General features: G+C 44.4%; 23 protein-coding genes and 1 pseudogene. 17 read left to right on the top strand and 7 right to left on the bottom strand.

Translation table 11 applies throughout. The features are described 5' to 3' along the window. Positions 1–1,975: 1,975 nt before the first annotated feature. The 8 genes from AB6D58_RS13410 (at position 1,976) to AB6D58_RS13375 (ending at position 11,506) form a co-directional block, all read left to right on the top strand. Positions 1,976–2,785, top strand: a complete 810-nt coding sequence (locus AB6D58_RS13410) for a hypothetical protein (protein WP_136987112.1) — start codon at positions 1,976–1,978, stop codon at positions 2,783–2,785. An 11-nt stretch (positions 2,786–2,796) separates the two neighbouring features. Next, the gene (locus tag AB6D58_RS13405; RefSeq protein ID WP_136987113.1) at positions 2,797–3,591 is read left to right on the top strand and encodes a hypothetical protein; all 795 of its coding nucleotides are present in this window, start codon (positions 2,797–2,799) and stop codon (positions 3,589–3,591) included. Further along, positions 3,591–5,993 carry a MobH family relaxase gene (mobH, locus tag AB6D58_RS13400; RefSeq protein ID WP_372157516.1) on the top strand — a complete coding sequence of 801 codons (2,403 nt, stop codon included), beginning with the start codon at positions 3,591–3,593 and terminating at the stop codon, positions 5,991–5,993. The genes AB6D58_RS13405 and mobH overlap by 1 nt, the downstream gene beginning before the upstream one ends. Next, on the top strand, positions 5,986–7,854 hold the full coding sequence (traD, locus tag AB6D58_RS13395) for a conjugative transfer system coupling protein TraD (RefSeq protein ID WP_372157514.1): 1,869 nt from the start codon (positions 5,986–5,988) through the stop codon (positions 7,852–7,854). Before mobH ends, traD begins: the two co-directional genes overlap by 8 nt. A 54-nt stretch (positions 7,855–7,908) precedes the next feature. Further along, the gene (locus tag AB6D58_RS13390) at positions 7,909–8,535 is read left to right on the top strand and encodes a hypothetical protein (protein WP_086715022.1); all 627 of its coding nucleotides are present in this window, start codon (positions 7,909–7,911) and stop codon (positions 8,533–8,535) included. Further along, a complete protein-coding gene (locus tag AB6D58_RS13385; protein ID WP_372069091.1) occupies positions 8,525–9,208 on the top strand; it encodes a DUF4400 domain-containing protein in 684 nt (227 codons plus the stop codon). The genes AB6D58_RS13390 and AB6D58_RS13385 overlap by 11 nt, the downstream gene beginning before the upstream one ends. A gap of 22 nt (positions 9,209–9,230) precedes the next feature. Continuing rightward, a complete protein-coding gene (locus AB6D58_RS13380) occupies positions 9,231–10,196 on the top strand; it encodes a S49 family peptidase (protein ID WP_154723885.1) in 966 nt (321 codons plus the stop codon). Positions 10,197–10,828: 632 nt separating this feature from the next. Next, on the top strand, positions 10,829–11,506 hold the full coding sequence (locus AB6D58_RS13375; RefSeq protein ID WP_372157512.1) for a hypothetical protein: 678 nt from the start codon (positions 10,829–10,831) through the stop codon (positions 11,504–11,506). Positions 11,507–12,144: 638 nt separating this feature from the next. Here AB6D58_RS13375 and AB6D58_RS13370 read toward each other — a convergent pair. Continuing rightward, the gene (locus tag AB6D58_RS13370) at positions 12,145–12,633 is read right to left on the bottom strand and encodes a DUF4262 domain-containing protein (RefSeq protein WP_162299039.1); all 489 of its coding nucleotides are present in this window, start codon (positions 12,631–12,633) and stop codon (positions 12,145–12,147) included. 768 nt (positions 12,634–13,401) lie between these two features. Here AB6D58_RS13370 and AB6D58_RS13365 point away from each other — a divergent pair. Beyond that, entirely contained in the window at positions 13,402–13,704 is a 303-nt protein-coding gene (locus tag AB6D58_RS13365; protein ID WP_102305682.1) for a hypothetical protein, read from the top strand. Positions 13,705–13,796: 92 nt separating this feature from the next. On the opposite strand, the gene AB6D58_RS13360 is transcribed toward AB6D58_RS13365, so the two are convergent. The 4 genes from AB6D58_RS13360 to AB6D58_RS13345 form a co-directional block, all read right to left on the bottom strand. Then, positions 13,797–14,456, bottom strand: a complete 660-nt coding sequence (locus AB6D58_RS13360) for a hypothetical protein (RefSeq protein ID WP_154723881.1) — start codon at positions 14,454–14,456, stop codon at positions 13,797–13,799. Continuing rightward, a complete protein-coding gene (locus AB6D58_RS13355) occupies positions 14,453–14,938 on the bottom strand; it encodes a hypothetical protein (RefSeq protein WP_372134442.1) in 486 nt (161 codons plus the stop codon). Before AB6D58_RS13355 ends, AB6D58_RS13360 begins: the two co-directional genes overlap by 4 nt. A 70-nt stretch (positions 14,939–15,008) precedes the next feature. Then, entirely contained in the window at positions 15,009–15,167 is a 159-nt protein-coding gene (locus AB6D58_RS13350; RefSeq protein ID WP_372134443.1) for a hypothetical protein, read from the bottom strand. An 83-nt stretch (positions 15,168–15,250) separates the two neighbouring features. Beyond that, positions 15,251–15,619 carry a hypothetical protein gene (locus tag AB6D58_RS13345; RefSeq protein ID WP_372157510.1) on the bottom strand — a complete coding sequence of 123 codons (369 nt, stop codon included), beginning with the start codon at positions 15,617–15,619 and terminating at the stop codon, positions 15,251–15,253. Between the two features lie 305 nt (positions 15,620–15,924). Here AB6D58_RS13345 and AB6D58_RS13340 point away from each other — a divergent pair, with 305 nt between their 5' ends. Then, on the top strand, positions 15,925–16,269 hold the full coding sequence (locus AB6D58_RS13340) for a DUF3085 domain-containing protein (RefSeq protein WP_136987140.1): 345 nt from the start codon (positions 15,925–15,927) through the stop codon (positions 16,267–16,269). Positions 16,270–16,580: 311 nt separating this feature from the next. Continuing rightward, positions 16,581–16,862 (top strand): annotated as a pseudogene (locus AB6D58_RS13335) (IS110 family transposase); the annotation flags it as partial. Between the two features lie 223 nt (positions 16,863–17,085). Here the strand turns inward: AB6D58_RS13335 and AB6D58_RS13330 are convergent. Further along, entirely contained in the window at positions 17,086–17,229 is a 144-nt protein-coding gene (locus AB6D58_RS13330) for a hypothetical protein (protein WP_198598752.1), read from the bottom strand. A gap of 88 nt (positions 17,230–17,317) precedes the next feature. Here AB6D58_RS13330 and AB6D58_RS13325 point away from each other — a divergent pair, with 88 nt between their 5' ends. Beyond that, entirely contained in the window at positions 17,318–18,352 is a 1,035-nt protein-coding gene (locus tag AB6D58_RS13325) for an IS110 family transposase (RefSeq protein ID WP_008222359.1), read from the top strand. Between the two features lie 290 nt (positions 18,353–18,642). Here the strand turns inward: AB6D58_RS13325 and ltrA are convergent, their stop codons facing one another. Beyond that, the gene (gene ltrA / locus AB6D58_RS13320) at positions 18,643–20,115 is read right to left on the bottom strand and encodes a group II intron reverse transcriptase/maturase (RefSeq protein ID WP_182796477.1); all 1,473 of its coding nucleotides are present in this window, start codon (positions 20,113–20,115) and stop codon (positions 18,643–18,645) included. Positions 20,116–21,107: 992 nt separating this feature from the next. On the opposite strand from ltrA, the gene AB6D58_RS13315 reads away from it, so the two are divergent. From AB6D58_RS13315 to AB6D58_RS13295, 5 genes are all read left to right on the top strand, one after another. Further along, on the top strand, positions 21,108–22,091 hold the full coding sequence (locus AB6D58_RS13315) for a hypothetical protein (protein WP_372105001.1): 984 nt from the start codon (positions 21,108–21,110) through the stop codon (positions 22,089–22,091). Positions 22,092–22,499: 408 nt separating this feature from the next. Beyond that, entirely contained in the window at positions 22,500–23,909 is a 1,410-nt protein-coding gene (locus tag AB6D58_RS13310) for a DNA cytosine methyltransferase (RefSeq protein WP_372157508.1), read from the top strand. A gap of 98 nt (positions 23,910–24,007) precedes the next feature. Then, positions 24,008–24,337 (top strand): hypothetical protein, encoded by a 330-nt coding sequence (locus AB6D58_RS13305; protein ID WP_372050541.1) that lies wholly within the window; start codon positions 24,008–24,010, stop codon positions 24,335–24,337. An 84-nt stretch (positions 24,338–24,421) separates the two neighbouring features. Continuing rightward, complete coding sequence (locus AB6D58_RS13300; RefSeq protein ID WP_154723879.1) at positions 24,422–24,817, top strand: hypothetical protein; 396 nt, start codon at positions 24,422–24,424, stop codon at positions 24,815–24,817. Positions 24,818–24,833: 16 nt separating this feature from the next. Then, positions 24,834–25,049 (top strand): hypothetical protein, encoded by a 216-nt coding sequence (locus AB6D58_RS13295; RefSeq protein ID WP_372050540.1) that lies wholly within the window; start codon positions 24,834–24,836, stop codon positions 25,047–25,049. Positions 25,050–25,354: the final 305 nt, after the last annotated feature.

The raw sequence follows: 25,354 nt of genomic DNA, 5'->3' as shown, positions 1-25,354 counted from the left end.
CGAGCATCAATCATCGACCGTGACATCCTAAGAATCAGAATTGACCCTGCCCGAGCATCAATCATCGACCGTGACATCCTAAGAATCAGAATTGACCCTGCCCGAGAGTGAATCAATGACCACTGGCTAACCGTAAAGAGTCTAACCAAGACATTGAAATGGAATCCTGAGCGGTACAGCCCTTCTTAAAAACAAAAAAAATAAATATAAATTTCCAAAAATCATCTCAAGCCGAACGGTACTACCCAAGATTGAGTCGTTGCCCGAGACGGTTCAATTTCTCGGGGTGACAATGAATATGAATTAATTACTAAACAATCTAGAAAATGGTGTTCAAGCCAATTGTCTTTGACGGATTCTCAACTCACGATGACCAGCGGATTCTCGGTTAAAAGACCGGCGCTGGTGCCGCGTCATGCCATCCCGTGTCAGTGCGAGACATGCGGGATTAATTCCCACGCCAGAGCGAGCGCCTGGGTACTAGTCATCGGCCGGTTCCAAGGCAGGGAGCTGGTGGCAGGTCATAACGTCCAGTGTCGGTCAGAGATATTGAACTTGGATATTAGTTACCAGCGAGCCCCGGTCCGTGCATTCATCTCCAGCAGGTAATCGGGTGATAAACCGACGCTGGTGCTGCGTCATAACATCCCGTGTCAGTGCGAGACATGGGGAAATGATACTTACGCCGGAGCGAGCGCCTGGGTACTGGTCATCCGCCGAGTCCCATCGCCCGGTTCCCAGCCGAGGAGCCGGTGCCGGGTCATAACATTCAGTGTCGGTCAGAGATATTGAGCTTGGATATTTGTTTCCAGCGAGGCCCTGGTGATAATCACGACCAGCAGGTTCTCGGGAGAAAGACCGGCGCTGGTACTGGGTCATAACATCCCGTGTCGGTCAGAGATATTGAGCTTGGTATTAACAATCCGTCGTACCAAGTTGATTCAATAGGCTTGAGATTTGGTCGAGCTTTAAGTCATTCGTGTTGATTTTGATTAGTTTGAATAGCCCGACTGTTTTAGGCCCTAAGCTAATTGGCGCCGCACTGCCCGAGCAAAAGGTCCGTTCGTTCACCAAAGCCTATGAGTGTTCATCTCCCAGTGCCAGTGCGAGACATGGGAATTGATATCTGTGCGGGAACGAATACAAGGGGTTCTGGCCAGCCGCCGGGGTCCCAGCCGAGGAGCTGGTGTCTGGTCATAACATTCAGTGTCAGTCACAGACTTTGAACTTAGATATCTGATACCAGCGTCGCCTGGTGACCAGCAGGCACTCGGGTGAAAGACCGGCGCTGGTGCTGCGTCATAACATCCCGTGTCAGTGCGAGACATGGGGAAATGATACTTACGCCGGAGCGAGCGCCTGGGTACTGGTCATCCGCCGAGTCCCATCGCCCGGTTCCCAGCCGAGGAGCCGGTGCCGGGTCATAACATTCAGTGTCGGTCAGAGATATTGAGCTTGGATATTTGTTTCCAGCGAGGCCCTGGTGATACTCGTGACCAGCAGGTTCTCGGGTGATAAACCGGCGCTGGTGCCGGGACACATCATCCCGTGTCAGTGCAAGACATGGGAATCGACATCTGCGCCGGAAGAAATTCTTGGGTGCTGGTCATCCGCCGGTTCCCAGCCGAGGAGCTGGTGGAAAGTCATTAGTTCCAATGTCATTCAGAGAAATTGAGTTGAGCGACTGCACGAGCTCGAATCGTTGGTCACCAGCTAAATTCCACGAACGCTGGTCATGTCTAGTCCCCCTTCCCTGTCATAGCGAGACAAAGTGTTAGGCTGAACAAATTCAAATTCGTGGATACGACTTTCATGATTGAACCATTGTTCATACCAACGTAAACACCCGCAGACCTGCCCTATTCGGAAAGCAATTCTGAAATCTATTAGCGAAAATTCGTCCCTTATTTGAAAAAACGTCGATTTATTTCATGCAGTATCAACCAATACCCCATTTGGGAAGGAGACAGGGTTTATGCATGAACAGGCGGATGTCCTTGACGTTCAAACAGACGAACTTGATGTTCTTACTGAGGACATTGAGGCTGATGTTCAGGTTAAAAAAGACGATATCCATGCAGATTTAAAATTGGGTTTGATCACCAAGAACCTAAAACGTAATGCAATGGAACTGAAGGCGGTCTATGCCGAAGCCGGTGAACTTATAGCCGAAATGGAAGACTTGGCTGACAAGTATTACCGAAAACCTCAGCTCGAACAGAACCATGTAATTATCAAAGACAATTCTTACAACCGTAGAAGCACGTTCGCCAATACAGGCCATGTACTGATTGGGACTAAGTATTACACCAAAGACAGAGACGGTTGGGAGATGGTGATGTGTTTTGAACTTCGAATGCGTGACATGAGCCGCTTAAACAAAACAACAAAAAAGAAGGCGTATCACTTTGATCCCGATAAGAAGATTCCGAATTCAGAGAAATACTATGAAATTCCTAAGTTCGCGACGAAGTACGAGAACAAGTCAGAGAACAAGATTCCCTACAAAGTGCTGACCCACCCTTTTTCCAAATCACAATGTAAAAAATACATGAGGGATTGGGAATTAAAGCTGTTCCTAGCATTTAAGAAAATCATCAGTCCACCCACACGACGTTACCTCGGATTAAGGGAGCGCTATAAAACGCTTCGAGAGGAACGACGCGTATTACTCAGCATTTTCATTGCAGATAGAGGGCTCCCACTAAGCAGGGAATACAACCGAAAAATAGGCGAGCTAGAAAAGGTCATCGCTGACCATTACCCAGAACTCATCAATCTCTAAGGAGAATCACCATGGCTGAATTTAAGCAAATGCGACGCCACATCCCCGTTTCAATCGTGTGTCGAAGCGAGACAATGTACCGCTACTTAGGTCAAAAAGGCGGTCAATTGGTTGGCGCAACACAACGTATTGCGACGCTGTACGAGTCCACCGAAGACAACGATGAAAACCGTGATGCGGTAGTGTCTATCTTTGAAACCAACTTTGAACATTTGGAAGAAGGTCAAGGTGAGTTTGCAAGACAGGCTGATGCAGTGAAGCGTAAATACCGCAAACAAAATCGCAATGTACCTTTTCCTGAAATCGAAGTACCAGATAACCACAAAGTCGTCATCGATGTGACCCACCCTGTCTTCCAACGTGTGTTGCAGGTCATTCGAAAGTTCGACAACTCGATGGCGGTCATGGAAGTACTTTGGATGGTAGGCGATGTCGACGAAGAACGTTACAAGTACGCGAAAATCAAACTCGCTTCTACGATGTCGCGCTTCTCTAACGACGTGTTCCGTATTACCAACCAACTTCGCTCGCTAGACACTGGTCGCGGCACAACACACCAACGCGTTAATCAACAAATCAATCAAAAGTTGAAACCAGTAGAGGTGGTTGAAGAGGTCACCGATGAGCAGCCAGATAACGTGTCGGCTCCATTGAATGAAGCTGAAACTGAGCAAGAAGCAGAACCGGTGGATATTCATGCTGGTGGCGCTGAGATATTAGGCGAAGACGAAGACCCACTGAGTGCGGAAGAAATTCAAACCGTAATAACTCAAAAATCCGATGAGTCACTACAGGAATCAGCTTAATGCGAATGTTTGATGGCGTCAGATCAAAATTAACTCAAAATGCAATTATCGTAAAAGAGAAATTGCGCTTGAAAACTGGTGAGCTGCATGAGGAGTTCGCCAGTGAAACTATTTTGAAGCAGCAGCAGGAGATCACACGCTTGCAGAAAGAAGTCGCAAGCATGATCAAATACCCGCCGACGCCAGATGGTGTCCCTGTCTTAACGGAGGGGGACATTTTATTCGCTTATAGAGGCATTATTAAGGAAACCTTCCTTGCCGTAGGCATGCTCGAAGGTACAGATAAAAACCTGACGCCATGCTTTATGAACACGTACATGCACGCGATCCGTTCTGTGATTTCATTTTTCCACCTACTGCCTGCTAGTGAGTACCATCATCACAATGAAGTTGGCGGCCTACTTCGTCATTCATTAGATGTTGCCTTAATGACCTTAAGAATGTCGAAGGGCTCTCGGCCTTTGGCTATCGGATTCCAAGATGAGGAGATGCTACGAGAACCGCGATGGCGCTTTGCCGCATGGTTAACAGGTTTGTTGCATGATGCAGGGAAAGTCATTTCTGACATGAGGGTTTCGGGGAAAGAGCTGGATACTACCTGGAACCCACAAATTGAAACCATTTACGAATTCAGTGAAAAATACGGTATTGACCGCTACACCGTTAGCTGGAATCCACGCCGTGCTAATCATTACCATGAGAAGCTGTCAGTGCTGTTATTAGACAGAGTTCTGAGTGACACAGCAAAGCGCTGGTTATATCAATCTAACGATAACCTTTCAGGACCAATCATTGACGCGCTGCAGAATTATGCCCGTAAGGAAGGGTATATCGAGAAACCATTGCGCCGTGCCGATGCGCTCAGTGCCGAACGAGATCGTAGAACCCAATTCCACAAACTCATCGGACAGCGTAAAGCCGGTAAGAGTCACGGCATTATCTCGGCCATCCGTGATTTACGAAAAAACCGTTGGAACAAAGTCAATGAAATCGGTGCTCGCATGTATGTCATTGATGGGGAGGTATATCTCGATTACCGAAATGGCATGCAAGACATCATCAGCCACATGAACGCCAATTCTAGCAACTCGGGTCACCTAGCCAGAATTGAATCCAACATTGGTATCGTGGTTCAGGAGATGGAAGAGCTAGGTATTGTGGAGCCGATGCACGAAGAGTCAGACTTTGTGAGGCTCACATTTACAGCGAAGCAAGGGAAGATGCGACAAGTTGATATCGTTCGTATCAGTTATCCAGATTTGGTATTCGAAGGTGAATTACGCCCACCTAACCTTAAAGACTGTTACATCGAATTTTCTAGCATGGGCGAACGCTTAACAATCGACGCCAAAGGCAGCTTGGATTATACCGAGCCAAAAGATAACCCATTTCAGACCCTTTATAACTTGGACCCAGAGCAAGGCTCCCAAGTGAATCGTAATAAGGCTCGTTCGTTGAATTTGCCGGGGCTACCAAAACCACCTGAAGAACTCATGCAAGCTGCTGAAAATCAATCACCGACAACGACCCCGCAGCAGATCAATGCACCAGCACCGGCCAACACGAGCAACGATGGGAAGCCAGCAACAGCGACACCTGCTCAAAACAACGTGCCTGCGCAGAAACCAGCACCCAAACCACAAGCAACGAAAAAGCCAGCAACGAAAAAAGCAGCGACTAAGACGAACACCACAAAGGCAAACTCACCGTCAAAGACAAGGGGGCCAACAATCGTGTTCGAAAATGAAACAAATCAGTCGGTGGAAGAAAACAATGCGGCACCTAGTGTATGGGATGGCATGAACATCAACGCAGCTGACGACAAACCGGTTCAGGCACCGTCGTCCAAACCTCTAGCCACCGCAGCTAAAGGGCGTAAGTCCCAAACACAGAAAGCACCGCAAAGAGCTTCCGCTTTAAAAAATGTGTCTGATAAAGACCTAAGAACCTTGTGTTATGTGATGGCATGGGCGCTATCCAATGGTAGGACCGATGGTGATTCCATTGTCAGCTACAGCTCAAGAAATGCGATCTACGCGCACAAAACGTGGGTTCTTTGTCTTGTAGAGATGACCAACATGGAAATGAATACAACGGCCTTTTTTGACCGCTTCGGAGATGACATAGAGCCAGGGAAAGTATTGGGCATTGACGCGACAGAGCACATCAAGTTGGACAGCAGTTGCGTCAAAGCCTTCGCAGAGCTGTTCGGTGTGGGCGAAAAGCTGTTCTTAGATCAAATTAAAAATTTCAATGACTATGGTAGGCCGGAGCGTATGGATAACCTCGATTTCTTTGCAGGAAAGCTCACCATTAACAGCGAGCAAGAGAAGTTAATTTTAGATTCAAACCTCGCCAAAGAATTGAACTTAATTGCTAATGGAGTCGCTTCTGATGTTTAAGTCAAAGACAAAACCCCTGTATGACGATATTCAAGACTACTTCCGTGAAGTGTTTGAGATACAACAAGCTCGCGCATGGCTGGCTTCGGGTGCTTTTTTCAGTGTCGCTGGTGGATATCAAGCATTGTACAACCTATTCACTGAGACACCGGCTCCCGATACGGTGATGCTGACAGGGCTAGGTATGGCCACCAGCTTTGTCATGGCCGCAAAACGATCTTCTGAAGCATGGCCAATTCTAAAGATGCAAGCTCGATTGTGTTCAAACAAACTGGATATAGAGTCTTTGGAAGACACTCGAAAGAAGGCAGAAAAATACAAAGACCGCATGTACTTAGGGACCGGCTTTAATTGGGGGCCTGAGCACGCCATCAATATGTATAAAATCAACGCCCTCCCTTCTGCACGCCGCGACCAAAAAGTGCCTTTATATTTAAGGAAGTTTATCCCCTATAACCCTGACCTGAACGAAGCATTAGGTGGGGAGCCATTCCTCATGGCCTTGGGCAACGAGAAAGCTGTGACTGTGCATTATGATGTAGGCCGCGCACACACAATCATCTACGGCGTTCCGGGCTCTGGCAAAACAACGTTGTTAAAGTTAATCGCATTAAACAAACTGTGGTCAAAGCGAAAATGCTTGCTCATCATCATCGACCCAAAAAATACGCCGGAAATGCGAAATGGGTTGAAAGCAGAGATGGTTCGTCAGGGTAAAGGGGACCAGTTCTACTATTTTGCCCCCGCACGGCCATCAGAGTCTGTCGTTGTTGATTGCCTAGCCAACTATAACCGAACATCGGAACTGGCAACCCGTGTCGTTGAATGTATTCCAACGGGCGGCTCTTCTGGGGAAGTATTTAAACAATTCTGTTGGGAACGTGTAAACCAAATTACTCAGGCAGCGGAATACATCGGTGAACGACTCACACTTCGTACCCTTCATTACTACCTGCGTGAAGGTCTAGTTCGTCTGGTAGAGAAAACGTGTGAAACGTACTTCAGTCAAGAAATAGGTGTGGACTGGAAAGCCCAAATGAACGGTCGCATCAAGGCCATGGGCTCGCAAGACTGGCTTGAAAATATGATCATGTATTATTCCGATGTCATGGCCAAAGACAAACCTTGCTCTCAACTTTCAGGGATCATTGACGCCTTCCATAAAAAATCATCTGAAGTGAGCACCAAAACTGGCTCATTGAATGCAATTCTGGAACAACTTTGTTCGGCGCCTCTAGATACTTTGTTGTCCCCTGATTTAAATAATTTGTCGGACAACCAACCGAACGTCGTCAATTTACGCGAGTTATCAAACACAGGTGGAGTGCTGTACTGCGCCACAGACGGTTTAACAGACCCAGTGATTTCAGGCACCTTATCGAAGCTTGTGTCGGCAGCTGCAGCGGCATCGTCAGCTGAACGTTATAACTTTGGTACAGGAGAAGAGCCAGAGGTTTGCTTTATGGTTGATGAAGCCCATAACGCGCTTAATGATCCAATACTAAATTTACTCGCCGTCGGTCGTCAATCCAAATACGAACTGTACTTAAGTACCCAGTCCATGCCCGACATCGTAGAAAAAACCTCGCAAGCGACCGCCGATAGGATAACCGAGCTGTGTGCCAATACCATCGCCATGCGATGTGAAGGCAAAGTAACTCGTGAATATGTATCAGAAAAGATGGGGGCTGCCGATCTAAGAAAGCATCAAAAGATGATTTCAAACAGCGCCTCAACACAAGATTCCGTCTCTTCATTCAATTCAGGTTCTGGTGTACGTGAGTCATCAGAAGAGCGCAGTTTATTTCCACCGTTCATGGTATCGGCCTTACCCAATTTGCAAGCTATATGCAGCTTCTAAAATGGAAATAAACCCCTCCTCCGCCTGCCTGTAGAGCCACGTTAAGGAAATATTATGAAAGTATCGACCAAATTCAAAAAAATTACTGCCAGCGTTTATCTGAATCGAACGATCGATAAAGAGTTGAGCGAGCGATTGAATTATCAAGCGTTTATTTGGCCGTCTCTTGGTGAGGTTCAAATGCGAGTAGTGAGGTTATTCGGTGACGTTGTGCCAGCTTCTTTCAATGAAGGAGAAGAAGAACTCTTACTTGACGTGGTATTGCGAGAGATGGCCGATACATGGGATGAGCATTATGAGACACACGGCAAGGAAGTCGCCTTCAAGCACATCTTTTTGAAAGTGTTTGACCGAACCTCAGAACTGTTCAAAGTCATGGTCACATCAGAAGACACAAAGGCAGGCTGCGACCTAATCTGGGACCCGATTCGCTGTTCATTTTCAGACTTTGCTACGTCCAGCCGCGTATGTTGCATGGAAGTCATTGACAGAAAACTAACCTCAGAGAGCGAGAAACATTGTCGCCAACTGAGCCTGTTACTGCTCCCTCAACTCTTCGGTCGTCCTGAACTCAATACAATGGGTATCGCACCCTACGCCTTCGAAGATCCTCGCTCGGTGAATTTGTTAGACCTGTTACTCAAACCTGAAAAGATATTGGAGGCTGCTCATGGCGCATGATACCCAATCTTTTATCGACGAAGGTAACAAAGCCCTACTCGGTGATGGTGTCTCGATACTAAACCCGTGGGTAAGACTGGGGTTTATGATCTGGTTCTTTTCTTTGTTGTATTGCTGGTTTGGTATGTCAGCGGAGCAATTTAGAGCCGACGTCATCGATGAGGTGTCCATTGTTCAGTCGACAATGACCGAAGAGCAATCAGAAATAGTGTTCGACCGTGTAAACGGTCAATACCAGACGACGATGGTCGATACGGGCATCTCCAATGTCATTGATAGATTTTATATCAAACCTGAAAAAACAAATGGGTCCGGGGTCTTTATTGCAGGCATATCAGAGCGGCTGGTGGATAACACAAAGATGTGGTGGTATCGCAGCATACTTCGACTGAACGTACTCATGGAATGGCTTCTTTTAGGCGGGGTGCTTATCTTCGCGTTCATGAGTGATTCTTACTACGAATATCGTAAGCGAATCTACGCCTTTACACAGCACAACGTGAAAATAGCGGCACTGGCCTTTCGCATGATATTCATCATTCTCTTTTCACTATGGGTCTTCCTTGTTGTCCCCATCATTGATGGCGGATTCTGGCGATATTTACCCCTATTTTTCATTGGTTTATGCATCCTATTAACCACCACGATCATGCGTGAATTCCAACGCTTTTAAACAGACATAGGTAATCAATAACATGCGGATATTTAAAAAGAAGAATCAAGAACCAAAGTCATTGAGAGAAAACCTCAAAGAGTTTACGCAGCGATACCGGTCTATTCACAACCTAAATCGGATTAAGGTTGGTTTCATTGTCTTTGGTGTACTGTTTGCCGTTGGTCAAACCATATATAGAAGCCATTACTTCAATATGCCAGTGCCACATATCGCCTTAATCCAATTAGAGGGAGCGGTAGAAAGAGGCAGCCCTACCGCTGACGGCACCATACTTTCAGAAAGCATCAGGAAAGCAATGAAAGACCCTCTCGCGCACGCGATTTTAATCGAAGCCAATTCACCTGGTGGGAGTCCCGTGCAGGCAGAGATTTTACATCGCACCTTAATGTCCATGAGAGAAACGACAAATAAGCCGGTCTATTTTTCGATAGGAGAAATGTGTGCTTCTGCGTGTTTATACATCAGCTCTTCCGCTGACAAGGTGTATGCACATAGAAATTCATTGATTGGCAGTGTCGGGGTACGAATGGATACATGGGGGTTCGACAAACTCATTGAACAAGTTCAAGTTCAAAGACGAACGTACACGGCGGGTAGAAACAAAGCGCTTTTGGACCCATTTTTACCTGAAAACCCAGAAGCAACAAAGCACATTGAGACGCATGTCCTCCAGCCGCTGTTCGAAGAATTTAAAGATGCCTTGATTGAAGGTAGAGGCGAGAAATTGATGACGGATAACCCGGACATCTTTACCGGTTACATCTGGACCGGGGCTGAAGCTGTCGATATAGGCTTTGCAGACGAAGTGAAAACGCATTTCGAGATCCGTGAAGGACTAAGAGATGAATACCAAGTCACGGACATACAGAACTACACCAAAGCTAAATTCAGCATGATGAAGATTCTGAGCTCGGACTTTTGGGCAGAAGTTCTGGTTAAAACCGCCATCAAGCTGCGTGCAGATACCGAGCTGGAATTGAAATAGACGTCATGCTGGTTAAAAGCTGGCACTTGTCAGGGAAAGTGACATCAGGATTGCTTCTGTGATGTCACTCTCCCTGAATATCAAGTGAAATGGATGACATGATTGCGAAGAGCGTGCTTTCAATGTCGTTCAAAGACAATATTCACGCAGGTGGTGGAGTGATGGCAAAGGAGCCTACCCCTATATGCGATAACATAAAATGTTATTGTTGAATAATATTTGAGCAGGGTAACTGAAGTATCTTCATATACTGGATGCGTTTCAGTTCGTGGAGTACCAACAAGCACGTAATCGAAGGGGGTGATGTATGTTGTGTTTCTTTTATTCGCAATGGCAAATGCTACAAAGATTGATCTTGTGCCAATAAATGTGACCGGATTCAAAACAACGAATGATTTGAGTCAATGAAATTATCAACTTGGCTAGAGCAATTGCATAAGCCATTGATATCTCTATAAACAAAAGCATTCACTCATTAGATAGCTGTAAGCCCTTTAATTACACGGGATTATGCACATGATCCGGTAAGACGTTTATTAAAGATGCCTATTTGCCAATAGCAGATCCCTTAATTACTATATTCAAAACTATTAGAAAATTATCACTCCAATCTTATTGCAGTTAGGTGGCTTATGAGTAACAAAAAACAGGGACGTGACAACAAAGCAAGCACTGATGAACTCAATTTGACGCATCTGCTTCCTACACCTAACGGTAATGATGTTCGCGACGAAGTAAATGCGATTTTCCACAAAATGTCATGTCCTGAGCATGAAACCAATAAATTTGACGCTGAATGCTGCAAGAAGGTAGCGGATAAATTGACGCACCTCTATGCGTCAAGAGGGATCATTAGCGGTGACTTAACTGAGCATCATAAGCAAATCGTGGATTTTTCTCCTGAAGTGGAGCTGCAGCGCTATTTAGAAGGCCAAGCAGAAGATGAGCTTTTATGTAGCGCTCAGTGCCAATCATCAAACCACCAGCCGAATGCCTCACCGCCTGAGTACCCAATTGACACACTCAATGATCGGATTCTTGCGATTGTTGCAGAAGGTAAATACCTAGAAAGTCGCATGAAAGAACTCGGCGCAAAGGGTGGTGGTATTAGTACGATGAAGCGTTCGATTAAATACAAGTTACCCGATTGGGTTCTTAAGCATTGTGATGTGATTAGCGAGATCCACTTCAAGGCACTCCATAGACTGGATTACAATGTCAGTCGACAAGAGACAGAATCTTTCTTGGAAGCGTGTTCGCAGTTAAGAGCAGGGTTCTTTTGCGTAGACGATAACCGAGATGAGCAATAACCATGAGCTGATGAGACTGTTCATCGTCAGCGCATGTAAATACCCATCCCCTATCTTCGTTAATCTAAGAGCGCGTTAACTCACTCAGGTCGTATTCAAAGTTCAGAGCCGAGTGGTGTAGGACACTGGCCGTTGTCTCTGCGCGAAGACTGGCCACAAATAAAGTTACGTTGTGTGCAACTTCTGTTTTATTCTCGACATTATAAGACCGTGATGTTCTCTTCCGCTTCGACGTCCTTACTCCAAATTCATCAGATGTAAACTCAGTCCAAGATACGTCGAATACTGGGTATGGCTTTCCTCTACTGACTCGTTGTGTTTCTCTCACTGACACTTGGCACCCATACTTAAGCTTCTTTACCCATCGTGGGTACGCGAGAATTAATGCAGCTCGCATGTCGCCATAAATATACGCGAGTTGCGCTTTAACGTATGTTTCTGCACTGCTTTAGGGGATTGATAACGAGAGGTAGAGAAATACTCACTGTCAGTGGCCTTTTCAGACCAAACAGTCGGGATCTGAATAAAGTAAGATCCCGCCCGTTTACTGCATGGAAATACATAGCTATTCATGGGTTGAAATTGTCCATCCTTGGTCAAATAACAGTCGTAATATGGAGAAATGGATGTTCTTCTATCTAGTTGTATAAGTTTTCGATCTGTTGCACATCAAAGAAGATGCTTTGATACTTTTTCCATTTTGAGTCGACGTGCTCTTGCCACGGAAAGCGGCCATTTGGGTCGGGTAAAACCAGTTGAAACATCGGAATTTGCTTGTCGGTCATGTCCAGCGTGGTTTCAGCAACGGTGAACGTACCATCATGCATATGCTCTTGAGATACTTTAACCAATGCAACCGGCACATTGAATACCTCTTCAACATAAGTGATAGGTTCATCTAACTCAATCACGCGTTCTTTGATGTGTTGAGCAAAATGGTTTCCGAAGAAGTGCATTTGTTCTGGACTTAAGCCGGTAATGGCGATCTCGAATGCGTTATCTGTACTGACCGACACGCCAACGGAGTACACATACTCTTCACCCTTTGGGCTTGCCGTCATAATGAACGTTGCCTCACCGTCTTTTAATGATGCTACAACTGAATCCATAACATTTAAACGTTCCATAATCATCTCTCTCATTGTGGGGATGGGAGTATTATGTAAGTCCGTTTCTTCGTATCCCCCCGATAGTTGAATCGTACGATAGTTCAAAAGGGTTCAGTGGGTAAACGGGGGGTAAAATAGAAACCCGTTCAAGTCAAAAAGCCATGAAACATGACTCATTAGATTTCACCGTTGCACAATTTACTTGAATGAAGATTCCAAATGAAAATGTAATAAAGTCTCCATTATGAGAATCAATCCAAAACATACCAAATTTTGTTGAAGAATTCAGGGGATCTTGGTAAACAGATATTAATGCAATTGAGTGCATTTTCATTTGCCACTTAGCAAGGCGTTAATAATTGACAGAATGGTTTTGTTTCGAGTTAACGGAAACTTTAATGGTTTAGTATATTGTTACCTTTATTCAAAATTTTATACTAAGTCTTAAAATTCTTTCCGTTAATTGACATATTGTACCACACTCATCTGCATACTGTTTTACATGGACGGACACTGTACGACAGTAGCAACAAGTCCAAAAACTAAAAAATGCTATAATTTGATAACAAAAATAATAATAAGAGCACTCACATTTTTATAGCGAATGTGGTTGTTTTAAAGCCTTGTTTTACCGAAGGTTTTAAGAAAAGAAAAAACTAACTACGTCAAACGTTGCAAACAGTAGATATATCAAAAGTAAAGGAGTGTACGTCTACGCATTTCCTAAACATTTATAGCCATTCGAAAGTTTGGTTTAACTAAAGATAAGAATACTAAGTTAATATTATGCAACTACATCATACGCACGAGTTAAACACCACATCGAATCCATTTGAAACATTTGATGAAAACATCATTATGTTTTTGGAACATTATCAGATCCTCGATTTCAGTTTTGAGTCGTTGAAATCCTTTTTGAAAGCAGAGTATTGTGCGGCAAAGAAAACCGCTTCTTTAAACTTAACGTATCAAGAATGGGCGTCAAAGAACGACGAATATGTGTCGACCGTTTCTTCTTACTTCATTTATAAAAATTGGTTAATGAAATACGCGCCAACGGAATCTAACCAATTGGTCACGCTGCATTAACTGAACGCGTAAAAGCCCAAACATCTCACCGATATTTGGGCTTTTTCTTTGCCTGTCCCTACCCGATTTCATGTCATATACATGGTTTCTTTCTAACCCTCCGGTGATTCCATATTAAAACAGACCTTTCTTTGTTTTCTTGAAATGACATCGATCTGCTGAATGACGACGCTGGCCGGAAGCGCAGGTTTTCCCCCTACATACTCAAGATGCTGTAACTTCAAAAGCAATTGAATTAAAAATGCCTTGCATAACAGTTCAGATATCTCTTCGACACACACCGTTAAGTGGTCCAAAGGGCTCGATTTATCGAGGTGATCAAAGTATTCATTTTCGATGAACGACAGGGTGACAGCCCCAGAACCCACACAAGGTTCATATAACGATATTGCCCCACTATCTTCATTCATACCTGCGCGATTCAAGCCAGCTAAGAGCTTTGCCAGCGCGATTGGTGTTGGGAAAAAATCGTTGGTGTGCGCCAAGCTGGAGTATTTGGATAACAAGTCCCCAAGAACATCCGTCTCGCCTTCTTCTATGGCCAACTTGCATATCAAGTGCGTCATCAGCTGACAATCCTTCTGGATATCAGGGACGGACAACTGTTCAATAACCGTCTCGCTCGGTGGGTACATCTCGGTATGTAAGAAACACCAATAGTCGATGAACATATCGAGAAATGAATGGGTCCCAAATTGATACCGCATACTTTCAATGACATTATTCAATTGCTTCTTCAGATCCTTACTCATGCGGTTCTCTCCCAATATTTCATCGTATTTGGGTCAACGCACAGCGCCATGTCTAGCCACTCTCCAAGCGCATCATCGCAATAAAAACGAAAACTGAATGCACAAGACTGCTGCTCTAAGTTGCCACGAATGTCGGTAAACCCTTCACTCGACACCGACACCTTGAGGTGTCTGGAATCTTCAGAGAAACTAAGTTGGTACTTATCCATATACGCTAACAGTGCAAACGGATCATCGAACTGGCCATGTATCGCGAAGAACCTCCCTTGTGTCTCGACTAACTGTTGAGTCATTCGCTTCACAGCTTCAAGGTTATCGATAGGGATGACATGACCGTTGTCCAACGACACGTTGTGATTGATGACAAACCGAGGTGGCTTGCCATCGATGCTCATGTAAATTGCACGACTTCGGTAGCTCTGTTTCGACAATGAGGTACGCAAGACCCCATGACTAATGCTGCTAAACAAAATAATGCTCATAAATCACCTCGGCTTTATTCGGGCTCATACCCGTATTCGTCGAGACACAGACCACCAGCGTCATTGAGCCTCACTGAAACACCTGAATGCCAGTGTTGTAAACAATGGATTCCTCTGTACTCCCGTTCGCCAGTGACTGGTCGATGAATTCCTTAAGCTCACCGAGCGTTAATAGATCTTGGGTCTGTGGAGTCGCGTCGATATCTTGCATTTGAATTGTGTCTGTCATGGTCATCACCTTAGTGTTGGTTGTGATACTGGATGTGGAATGAAACGAATTGGCAGTGAACAAGCGGTTAAACGTACCCGCAGTTACCAATCGAAAGTCTCAAACAAAGGGATTTGATTGGCGTCTCGGTCGAATTCAATTAAGCCGATGTGGTTGGACGTTGCCCAAGCCATGATTTGATTAAATGTGTCACTCATACCATCCATCGTATTGAGGGTTAGACCTTCACTGCTCATTGAGTCATCGGGGTCAGCGGCTTGCAGCTTAATAAAGTAGCCATACTCTCGCTCTAGAACGTGTGTGTGGGTGTTACTGTGTTGTTGAACCAAAACGCTCAAGCGTTCGGAGTCATCTTTCGTAAGATTGCTAGTCGATAATGCCAGTGAGAGATAGAGTTCCATGCTGCTTGTTTCAGCGAACTTTTGGATATCGGTTTGGATAGAGTTAATCATCGTCAATCTCCAAGTGATGTGGGTACATAAGGTATGGCCCATCATAGGGAGAGCTGAATGCCACTCCCCCCGAACTGGCTGGCAGGGCAATCATGACAATGGATAGTGAATGAAACGGGGGAGAGATAATTAACGAAGTTGATTTAATGGCAATACGAATGAATAAGGCTATTTATGGTGCCAACTGTTTCCCCACATAATTTCTGCTCGGTTCATTTCTCCCCCCGTTTCCGCCTGGTGCTGATTTGCTCCCCCCAATTTGCTCGCGTAGTTTGATAGGACATCCACAAAAAAAGGAACTCATTATGGGAATCGCAATCTTTACTCGTCAGCAAGTGGAAGAACTTGTCCAATTCTGTAAGAAGCACAATAAAACCCAGTTTTTCCTTGCCAAAGACCAAGGCTTGTACATTGGTCAAACCGTTGGCAGTCAAAAAAACAATGACTTTGAGAACAACATTCAATATGCCAACGGGTGTGATCCTAAGTTGGATGATGATGAGTGGTGGGATAATTCAAGGGACATCGCAGGTGGCGACGATTTTGGCGAACACCTCCCTTTAGGCACGATTGAGAAGACCTTAGCTGACAACTCTTGGAAGAATCTTAAAGTGAAAATCACTGAAACCGAACTGACGTTCATCGTCTAGTAAAGAGTGGCAGTGTTGAAGTATTTTGACATACGGCGTTGTGAGCACAGCGATTGATTTATTTATAGTGGGGTCGCACTACCCGCACATGCGTTCCCACTATAAATATCGCTTTTTCACGATCGATTAGAACTCAGGGCTGCGTTCAGGATTTGCAATGTGACCCCTACCTCTTGCCTCCCGCAAAACCGCCTACGGCCATAGCCAGTTGACAGTACGGCTTTAAGAATGAGTACACCACACTGAGTAGTGCAGATACTGAACTATGCCCCTCCCCCCCCCCCTAAAACCGCACAAGCCATTATCCAATCCCCAGCGAACAAAGAAATGGGGGGATAGCTAAAATCGGTTCGATAGGAAGAGGTTTTAAAAATACTCTGTTTCGAAGCCAATTGATTACTGGTGCGATGTCGATCGTAAGCAAGGTTGCCAATCGCCCACCGAAAACAAAAAAAGAAGAGTGGCTAAAAAATTTAATTGAACGTAGAGGTAAGAAGTGTGCTGCGGTAGCGTTGGCAAATAAAAATGTCAGAACAGCATTTGCTATTTTAACTCAAGGTACGGAATATAAAGCTGAACCGTTAGTATCTTAGTAAATTGTCTTAACAGTAAAATGCATAAATTGGATGAAAATCAGTTAGTCAAAGCAGCGGGCATCTGAGAGTCTTGAACTCGTAGCTTAGATTTGCTACTAACTCGCGTAAATATCGTAGAGCCTGAGTTAGCTGCTCTTGTTGAGCTCGTACATAAGTGCGCATTTATTTCTGATTTACTGACGATTACTGTTGACAATGGGGAGTCCACATAAGATGCCCACTATAGTGCGGAGAGTACGGCGACCACGAAAAAGTACTGTCCAACCTCTTTCCAACTCTCATTGCCTTTTGGCCACAGCGTATTAACCACTTCCGCTGCTTCATCATATAACGCACCTGTCGGGTGGACGACACTTGTTACCAAGTGCCGTCTCCCTAAGATGTATGGACTCTCTCCCTTCGGGGAGCTACATTGAAATTTCATACCAGCAGTGACAGTCAGGGTTCATATTATGGAAAAAGACAATATTATTGCGATTGACCTAGCCAAAAGTGTTTTCCAAGTTTGTAAGGTTAGCCCTAGAGGTAAAATCATTTATAACAGGGAAGTATCAAGAAAACGATTAAAAGAGCTTTTAGTAAAGGAAACGAAGTCTTTGGTTGCGATGGAAGCCTGCGCTACTGCACATTATTGGGCTCGTTATGCTGAACGTGCTGGCCATCAAGTAAAGGTCATCAATGCTAGAATTGTTAAGGGATTTCAGACAAAACAGAAAACCGATAAAAATGATGCCATTGCGATAGCAACAGCTGCGCCCCTAGAACACATCCAAAGTGTACGTATTCAATCGGTGGAAGAGCAGGCAATGCAATCAACAGAACGAGCAAGAAGTTTAGCGCTTACTCATGTGATTGCTCAAAGTAACCAGATACGTGGTTTGTTATTAGAGTTTGGAATTGTTATTCCACAAGGCATTAATTCTTTACGTCTAAACCTTCCTATGATTTTAGAAGACGCTGAAAATGATTTGCCTGATAGTTTTAGACAAATTGTTATGAGTCTATGGGAGCATTTAGAAGTGCAGATAGAACATGCCGATGCAATAACATCTTCTTTGAAAGGGACTATTGAATCAAATCAAGTGTGCCAAAAGTTAATGAAACTTGAAGGTGTAGGCCCTATTGGTGCTTTAGGTTTGTCTTTGAGATTAGGCAAGGGCGAGCACTACTCTAATGGGCGTAATGCAGCGGCTAGCATAGGATTAACACCAAAGCAGCATAGTTCTGGTGGGAAAGAACACATTGGGCATATTTCTAAACAATGTGCAGACAAGCGACTCCGAGCCACGTTATATCAAGGGGCGCTTTCTGTTGTTAGTTTGGTTGTTAATCGTCCACCTAAAACACATAAAGAGCAATGGCTTAAGGCTTTGATAGCTAGAAGAGGAAAGAAAGTAGCAGCAATAGCCCTAGCAAACAAAACTGTTCGAACCGCTTTTGCTATCTTGAAATCTGATTCAGAATACGAGCCAGAAGTCATAGTTTAAAAGGTGTCCAGTCAACAAAGATCGACAGTAAAACAGGTAAGACCAACCAATAAAAGTCAGCTCGGTTCTAGGGTAATAAAATACCGTCCCTAAGATTTTGACCTATTGGTGCGATTACATTTTAGGGCGAGGTAGCTCCTCATAGTAGCCCGTATATAAGAACGCATCTAACATGTTTTACTAGAAAGATTTGATTGACGACAGCCGAGAGTCCATATAAGAACCGTACGTGCAACTTTCACTGCATACGGCTCAAGCCTCCGCAAAGGCATCGTTTGATACCCAGCAACTTATAAAGCAGTTAAAACAGGATCGTTCCAAGAGTTGCGAGCTTTCCTTTTGAATTTTCTCTTCGCCAAGTATTCTTGGTGCTGAGGGTCAAATGGCGTTGCGGCACTTCGGATTTTCACATGTCTTTCTATTGATACTTTGGCTATTTGAAATAGATTGAACTGACAATCCATATTCATTATCTTCTGCCAACCGTGAAATTGCCATTGGCCTTTTCGGTTGATGAAGTACTTATGGGTGACCCAACTTTTTGATTTAGTTGGGTGACGCCTAATAGCCCAGAGCCATAATGCTTGGAATAGTTGGTGTCCAACGTATCCGAAAACTCGTTTAGCAACACAATGGCGATAGTAATTCGCCCATCCCCGTATTTTGGGGTTTATCATTTTGATAAGGTTATTTACGGGGATCGTTGCGTGAGTTTTGATGAGTCTACGCAAGTTACTTAAGAATGACAGTACATTGGTTTTACTCGGTTTTATGAGTAGCTTTCCTTTGTATTTTCTGTGGTTAAACCCTAGAAAATCGAATCCATCATCAATATGAGTTGTGCGTGTTTTTTCATCGGAAAGTGTTAGACCTCTTTCTAGTAGAAATTCAGTAATCAATGGCTTTATGTCGTTCTCTAATACATCCTTTGATGTACAAGTGACAACAAAATCATCAGCGTATCCAATAAAGTTGGCTCTTGCTTTCTTCTTAAGAGCCAAGGACTTTATTTGTTGTTCAAGCCCTGCGAGAGTGATTAGCATTAATGTTGGAGAAATTATGCCACCTTGTGGCGTGCCTTCTTCCGTACGATAAAACAACCCTTTATCTACAAAACCAGACTTCAACCATTGTTCCAACATACGCTTGTCTACAGCGATGTTATCAAGAAGCCATTGGTGCCCGATTTTATCAAAACAGGATTTAATATCTCCTTCAAGAACCCATTTAGCTGCCTTCTTTTGAGCCAAGCATAAGAAAGACTGCGCTATTGCATCAGTAGTGCTTCGGTTTGGTCTGAAGCCGTAACTATTTGGGTCTGAAATTGTTTCCGAGATAGGCTCCAAAGCAAGGAGGTGGAGCGCTTGTTGCGCTCTATCTGCCATACAAGGAATACCAAGTGGTCGAAGCTTACCGTTCTTTTTAGGGATGTAGATACGCTTGAGTGGTTTAGCTTGATAAGCTTTTCGACTCAATTGATTCACTGCATTCATGCGACGTGCATCTGTATTCCAGAGCACGCCATCTATTCCAGGCGTTTTACTACCTTTGTTTTGAGATACTCGCTTAACAGCAAGAAGTTTTGCTGAACGAGAATGGGTTAGTATCCACTGTAAGGCTTTTGCTTTACCGTGATTACCTTCTCTAGTTGCCTTTGCGATACGCATTTGGAGCTTTAAGACATGCGCCTCCACAGCCTTCCAGTTAATGGATTGCCATTGTGCACTGTCAGAAGATGCACTAATCTCGTTCGAAATCATCATTTGCTTTTCTTCCTTAATAAAGTTCTTCAAACTCTCTCGCAACGGGAGACCAGTTGGAAGTGGGCTCACTTTCGTGATCAGGCATGTGCCTGTATCTGCATCATTACAATCCAGCTTTCGCTTTCTCCAACCTCCTTTACCTGCATCACTATCGGCCACATAAGCTTTCCCAGAGGGAGTGATACAGGCTTACCATGTTCCGTATGTCTCGTAATGTCAGGGTAGATGCCCACTATAATGCGGAGAGCATTTCGATCACGAAAGAATACACACAAACTTCTTTCCTACTCTCGTTGCTTATTTAGCTACAGCGTCTAAACCACTTCCGCTGCTTGTGAAATTACGCATCTGACGTGGATTCACTTCTGTTCATCATACTGACTCCCTAGCACTTACCCGATTTATGTGGTTATCAGGAGGAGCTTCCTCTCGCGATTCAGTTCCCGTCCATCAGATAGACTTTGTTACATTGTCAGGCTCGCTTCTTTATTCAGAGCCGTAGGGTCATTTGGTGATACAAATGGTTCGCTCTTTTCGTGGCGAACAACGATTCATACGACTTCATGTCGCACTGAATGGATTCACATACGTTCATCATACTGACTACCTAGCACTTACCCGAATTGTGGTTTTCAGGAGGAACGTCCTCTCACGATTCTTTTCCCACTCAGCCCAACGGCCAAGTTTCGTTACATTGTCCGAGCCGCTGCTTTATTCAGGCTCGTAGGTTCATCTGGTGATACAGATGGTTCACTCGTTAAGCGGTGAACAACGCTTCATACGACCTCAGGTCGCACGGACAATTCTGAGTTACGAGCGACTAGATATGAAAGCTCGGAGTAGAAATCCATTTACTGAAAATTGCACATCGTTTACTGTAATTTACAGTGCATCGTTTAATATATGCGCCAATTACTTATGTAGCTCAACATTGTGATTTGTTGAGACTAAAACTACACTTAAGCTTCATATTTTCTTCAGGATTTTTATTTATGATTACTCCAAACACTCAAGTGTTCGCTCTTTCGTCTATCGCCTTACTGTTAGCTGGCTGCTCTCCATCCTCCGACCTAACAGTAACTGGAACAGTTAGTGATTACAAAGGATCAGCTAGCATTACCCAAGGTCTTGCAAAAACAGTAGAAGCAGACCTTTTTGAGTGTGCGAATGGTCGAAGCCGTGTTGCAGGCATCGGTGAAATTGCTGACGCAGATGGAAAAGTATGGACAGTCCCTGCTCAAAACCATTTCACAACTGCGCCAAAAGCGGTCGATCTTTATGAAGAGTGCGCCAATATCACACCCGAAAGCATAGCCGATGTGGATGAAGCCTCTGTGCCTGTGGCTGTTATTGATTCAGATGGTGAAGAGATCACTGGTTACATCTTTGCTGACAACTATTTCGAGCTATATATTAATGGTCAGCTCGTAGCAGTAGACACTGTACCTTTCACACCGTTTAACTCTAGTATTGTAAAGTTTAAAGTAAATAAGCCATACACGATTGCTGTAAAAGTAATTGATTGGGAAGAAAACTTAGGTTTAGGTACAGAAGATAACCGTGGGAAAGCATTCCACCCAGGCGATGGTGGCTTTATCGCAAGCTTTAGTGACGGCACAGTGACAGGTTCCGACTGGCAAGCTCAGACATTTTATACTGCACCAATCTATGATTTAAGTTGCCTAAGTGAAGTTGATGGGAAGCGACTATCGGAGAACTGTACAACACAAGGTACAGATAACGGTGAAAATGCTTATGCAGCTCATTGGGAAACCCCAAGTAACTGGATGGCAAAAGATTTTGACGCAGTTTCATGGCCGCAAGCGACTGAATACTCAGAAGATGAAATTGGTGTGAATAACAAGAAATCTTACATGAACTTTATTGATAAATTCAGTGGTGCTGGAGCTAGCTTCATTTGGTCAACAAACGTTGTTTTGGATAATGAAGTTCTACTTAGGTACGAAGTAAAATAGCCTTACCCTCTCACATAAGAAGCAGTTATATCTCATCAGAACAGATATAACTGCTTACCTTTCTTTGTTCGTTACTTCTTACAAGCCCTTTTCCCTCTCTATCAAGCTTTGGGGCAGATCCTAGTTAACCGTGCAGTCAGCACAGCTCTGAGTATAACTGTCTTAGCTGGCAGTATCTCTCTCCATCTTAATTCTTGCACCTAATGATTAAGTGCATATTCACTCATTAGAGGTGTTAGATGAAGACGCCAGATTGAACGGATAACATAGCTACTGACTCGACTAAATTGATAAATTAATGACTTATCGTTCCTCTAGCATCTGAAGCGATGCGCTCCACTAACTCGGGTCACACTCACAAGATTCAAAGACTCAAACTGACAATATTTACCGCTCAATATCGATATTATGAAAATTAAAGAATTCAGCACTTGGGGTCCCTTATTACAAGATGAGCACGGCGACTGGCGACCAGATCCTGATCGTAAGGGAGAGACATTCAGAGATTTCACCAAAGCGCTGACGGTAGGGTTATCCCCTCGTGACCCGTCGTGGAAAGAATGCGTACTTGCTTGTGGGATTCAATACGACATTAAGCAGAAGCTCAAACTGTTCAAAGGGCTCCAGTACGATGTTGATTTCCGTGAACTAGTGGCAAGTGACTACGGCGTACCAACGATTAGAAAGCGTTTGTTTATGGTCATGAGAAATGACGGACAACCGATTGAATGGCCAGAAGTCAGTCACGGTGATCCAGCAATCAATAATCAATTAGCCCCACAAAAGGTTGCTGCCGACGTGATTGATTGGACTATCCCTGTAAAATCCATATTCAATCGTAAAAAGCCATTGGTAGAGAAAACCATGGCTCGTATCTCCAAGGGGTTACAAAAATTCGTTTTTGATTCTGATGCGCCTTTTATCGTCGAGCACAAAAACCAACGACCATTCATTACCGAACACGCCAATGCGAGCAGTCAACGTAATATGCCAATCGATGAGCCGTTAAGAACCATTTGCGCTCAGGTGAAAGGGGGGCATTTTGCTGTTGTGTCAGCAGATTTAGAGCAAGCATTCCCCAATGAGCAAAATAATGACTCGCCATCGGTCAAGGACAACAACCAAGAGTTGTTAGCGTTCATGGCCAAACATTTTTCAGGATGTTCTGGTGCCGATATCAATGATCCGTTAGCGACGATCACAGGCGTCGACCACAACGCATTAGTGACAGCGAACGTCGAAAAATCGATTATTCCCACCTATGAAGAATGGATTCAATCTACTGAAAGATGGGGAGGGACACGCGCTGAATATGAACGCCTGTTTGGTCAAGACGTGGACACAGTTACTACCAGTCACGTTATTAAGATGAGAGGCACCAATCTTGGGCATACAGTGAGTGAACCGGCTCATACAGTGAGCGCTGGTGGCAATCACTTAGGGATCGTCAACAGCTTTCTCATTAAGTATTTTGGTTCTAATTTCGGCACTGACATCACTACGCCAGTTCACACGTTAACCACCAAAGAGCGCTTTGGGCTCGTTGTCGTGCGGGGCGAAGTGATGGTTAAGATGCACGGTGCTATCTATCGAGTGATCGATATCGGTATGAGAATGCTAGAGCCCCATGAACTCTTCTTGGCTCAAGGCTTTCCAAAAGACTATCAATTTCAATTTGACCAAAATGGAAAGAAAATCAGCAAAGCCAAACAGGTCGCACGCTGTGGTAATTCTGTTTGTCCTCCCGTGGCAAAAGCATTGGTTTCGGCCAATATCAAGCACATACCGATGAACTACGCTTTACCAATAGCCGCTTAATACCGTCGTCTCCAGTACCCATGAACTAGCGGCCTAGTTGGTCGCTAGTCACCGAAAGCCAAAACAATGTAACACCATCACGGACATACGGAGTTCACATGGCAACACAGCTTCAATGCGAAATCAAAATCTCGACAAGCTTAATGGCCGTTTCAGTGGTATCTGTCCACTACGATAACAATCAATTTCTCGGACTCATCGATCAAGACGGAGATATTTTGGGTATGCCATTCAACAGCCGACCTTACAAGCCAGTCAATCCATACAGTGAATCACATAGCAAACCACGTATCGGTGAGCCCTACATCGGTTACGCCGCCAAGCAACGTTACGATGGCACCTACGATATCCTATCCGAGCCCAAACCCGTTTCAAGATCCTGGGAGGACATCGAGGATGCACAAGTCACCGAACTTTACTGCAAATAAAGGCAGGAATCTCTGCGGCTAATTGAAATTTCACCGAGCCCTTCTTGTTATAAATGGATATCGTCAGAAATTGGAGACATCACAATGCTAAAGAAAATTACGAGCTTTACCCTAAAATCAGTGCTCGCGTTCTCTGTAACGATAATCCTCGTATCATTCGGTCAATTAGGTCAACTCATGGCGAGTAAAACCCACCTTGAAATGTCAGTCATTGAAAATTGGATCACCTCTCACCCAGCTGATATCGTACTGGTGGCCGAGTATCGAGAGAATTGCTTAAATCATGGCAAACAGGTTACCAGAGATAACCTCGAACAATCCTTAGCAGCGGCCAAACTAGAAGATTTCCTTGTCACCAAAGAGCGCTGTGCGAAATCGATGGGTTTAGAAGAGCTGCATAACAACATTGAAGTCGCCGTCCAACAAATCGAGTCGTATGCTTGGCCATTGTCATTGCTGGACGACTCACTAACGAACTAGCGATAAGGAACTTGCCATGTTACATACACAAACAAGCCCAACTGCGGCACAACTAAAACATATCATTGCAAAAGCCGAACAAGACAAAGCGTATCGATTAAAAACGGCAGCGTTTAAAGAGTGGCAGCACAAACTCCACCCAAATGACCAACTCCCCCGAGGTGCCTTCTTTAAGAACAAACGTGCGGGAAAGCCCATCGTTATCATGGACGAATTTCATTGGTACTTTTAAAGACCAGCACATCCATTCCCGTATGACCCAACAGCCGCTCTCAGTACCACAAACCAAACACAGAACGCTTAAACCTAAGCCACATTGGGAACACGAGCGCGAATACTATTCAGATGATAGAGGAAAGGTATGACAACTTCACTTGAAGCAATGCAAAGAAACGGTGTTGTCATGGAAAGACAGTGAGGGAACGTAATCAAGCGGAAATAGCAGGTCAAAATATGCACAGTTTATGCAATTGGATTTCTTACACACCGAATTGGTTAAAAAATACACGGGGGTTATACCCCCAAATCCTCTGAATG

The organism is Vibrio sp. 10N.239.312.D08, from assembly GCF_041466145.1.
In the GTDB taxonomy this organism is placed as follows: Bacteria; Pseudomonadota; Gammaproteobacteria; order Enterobacterales; family Vibrionaceae; genus Vibrio; species Vibrio crassostreae_C.
This window is presented reverse-complemented; position numbering and strand designations above follow the sequence as displayed.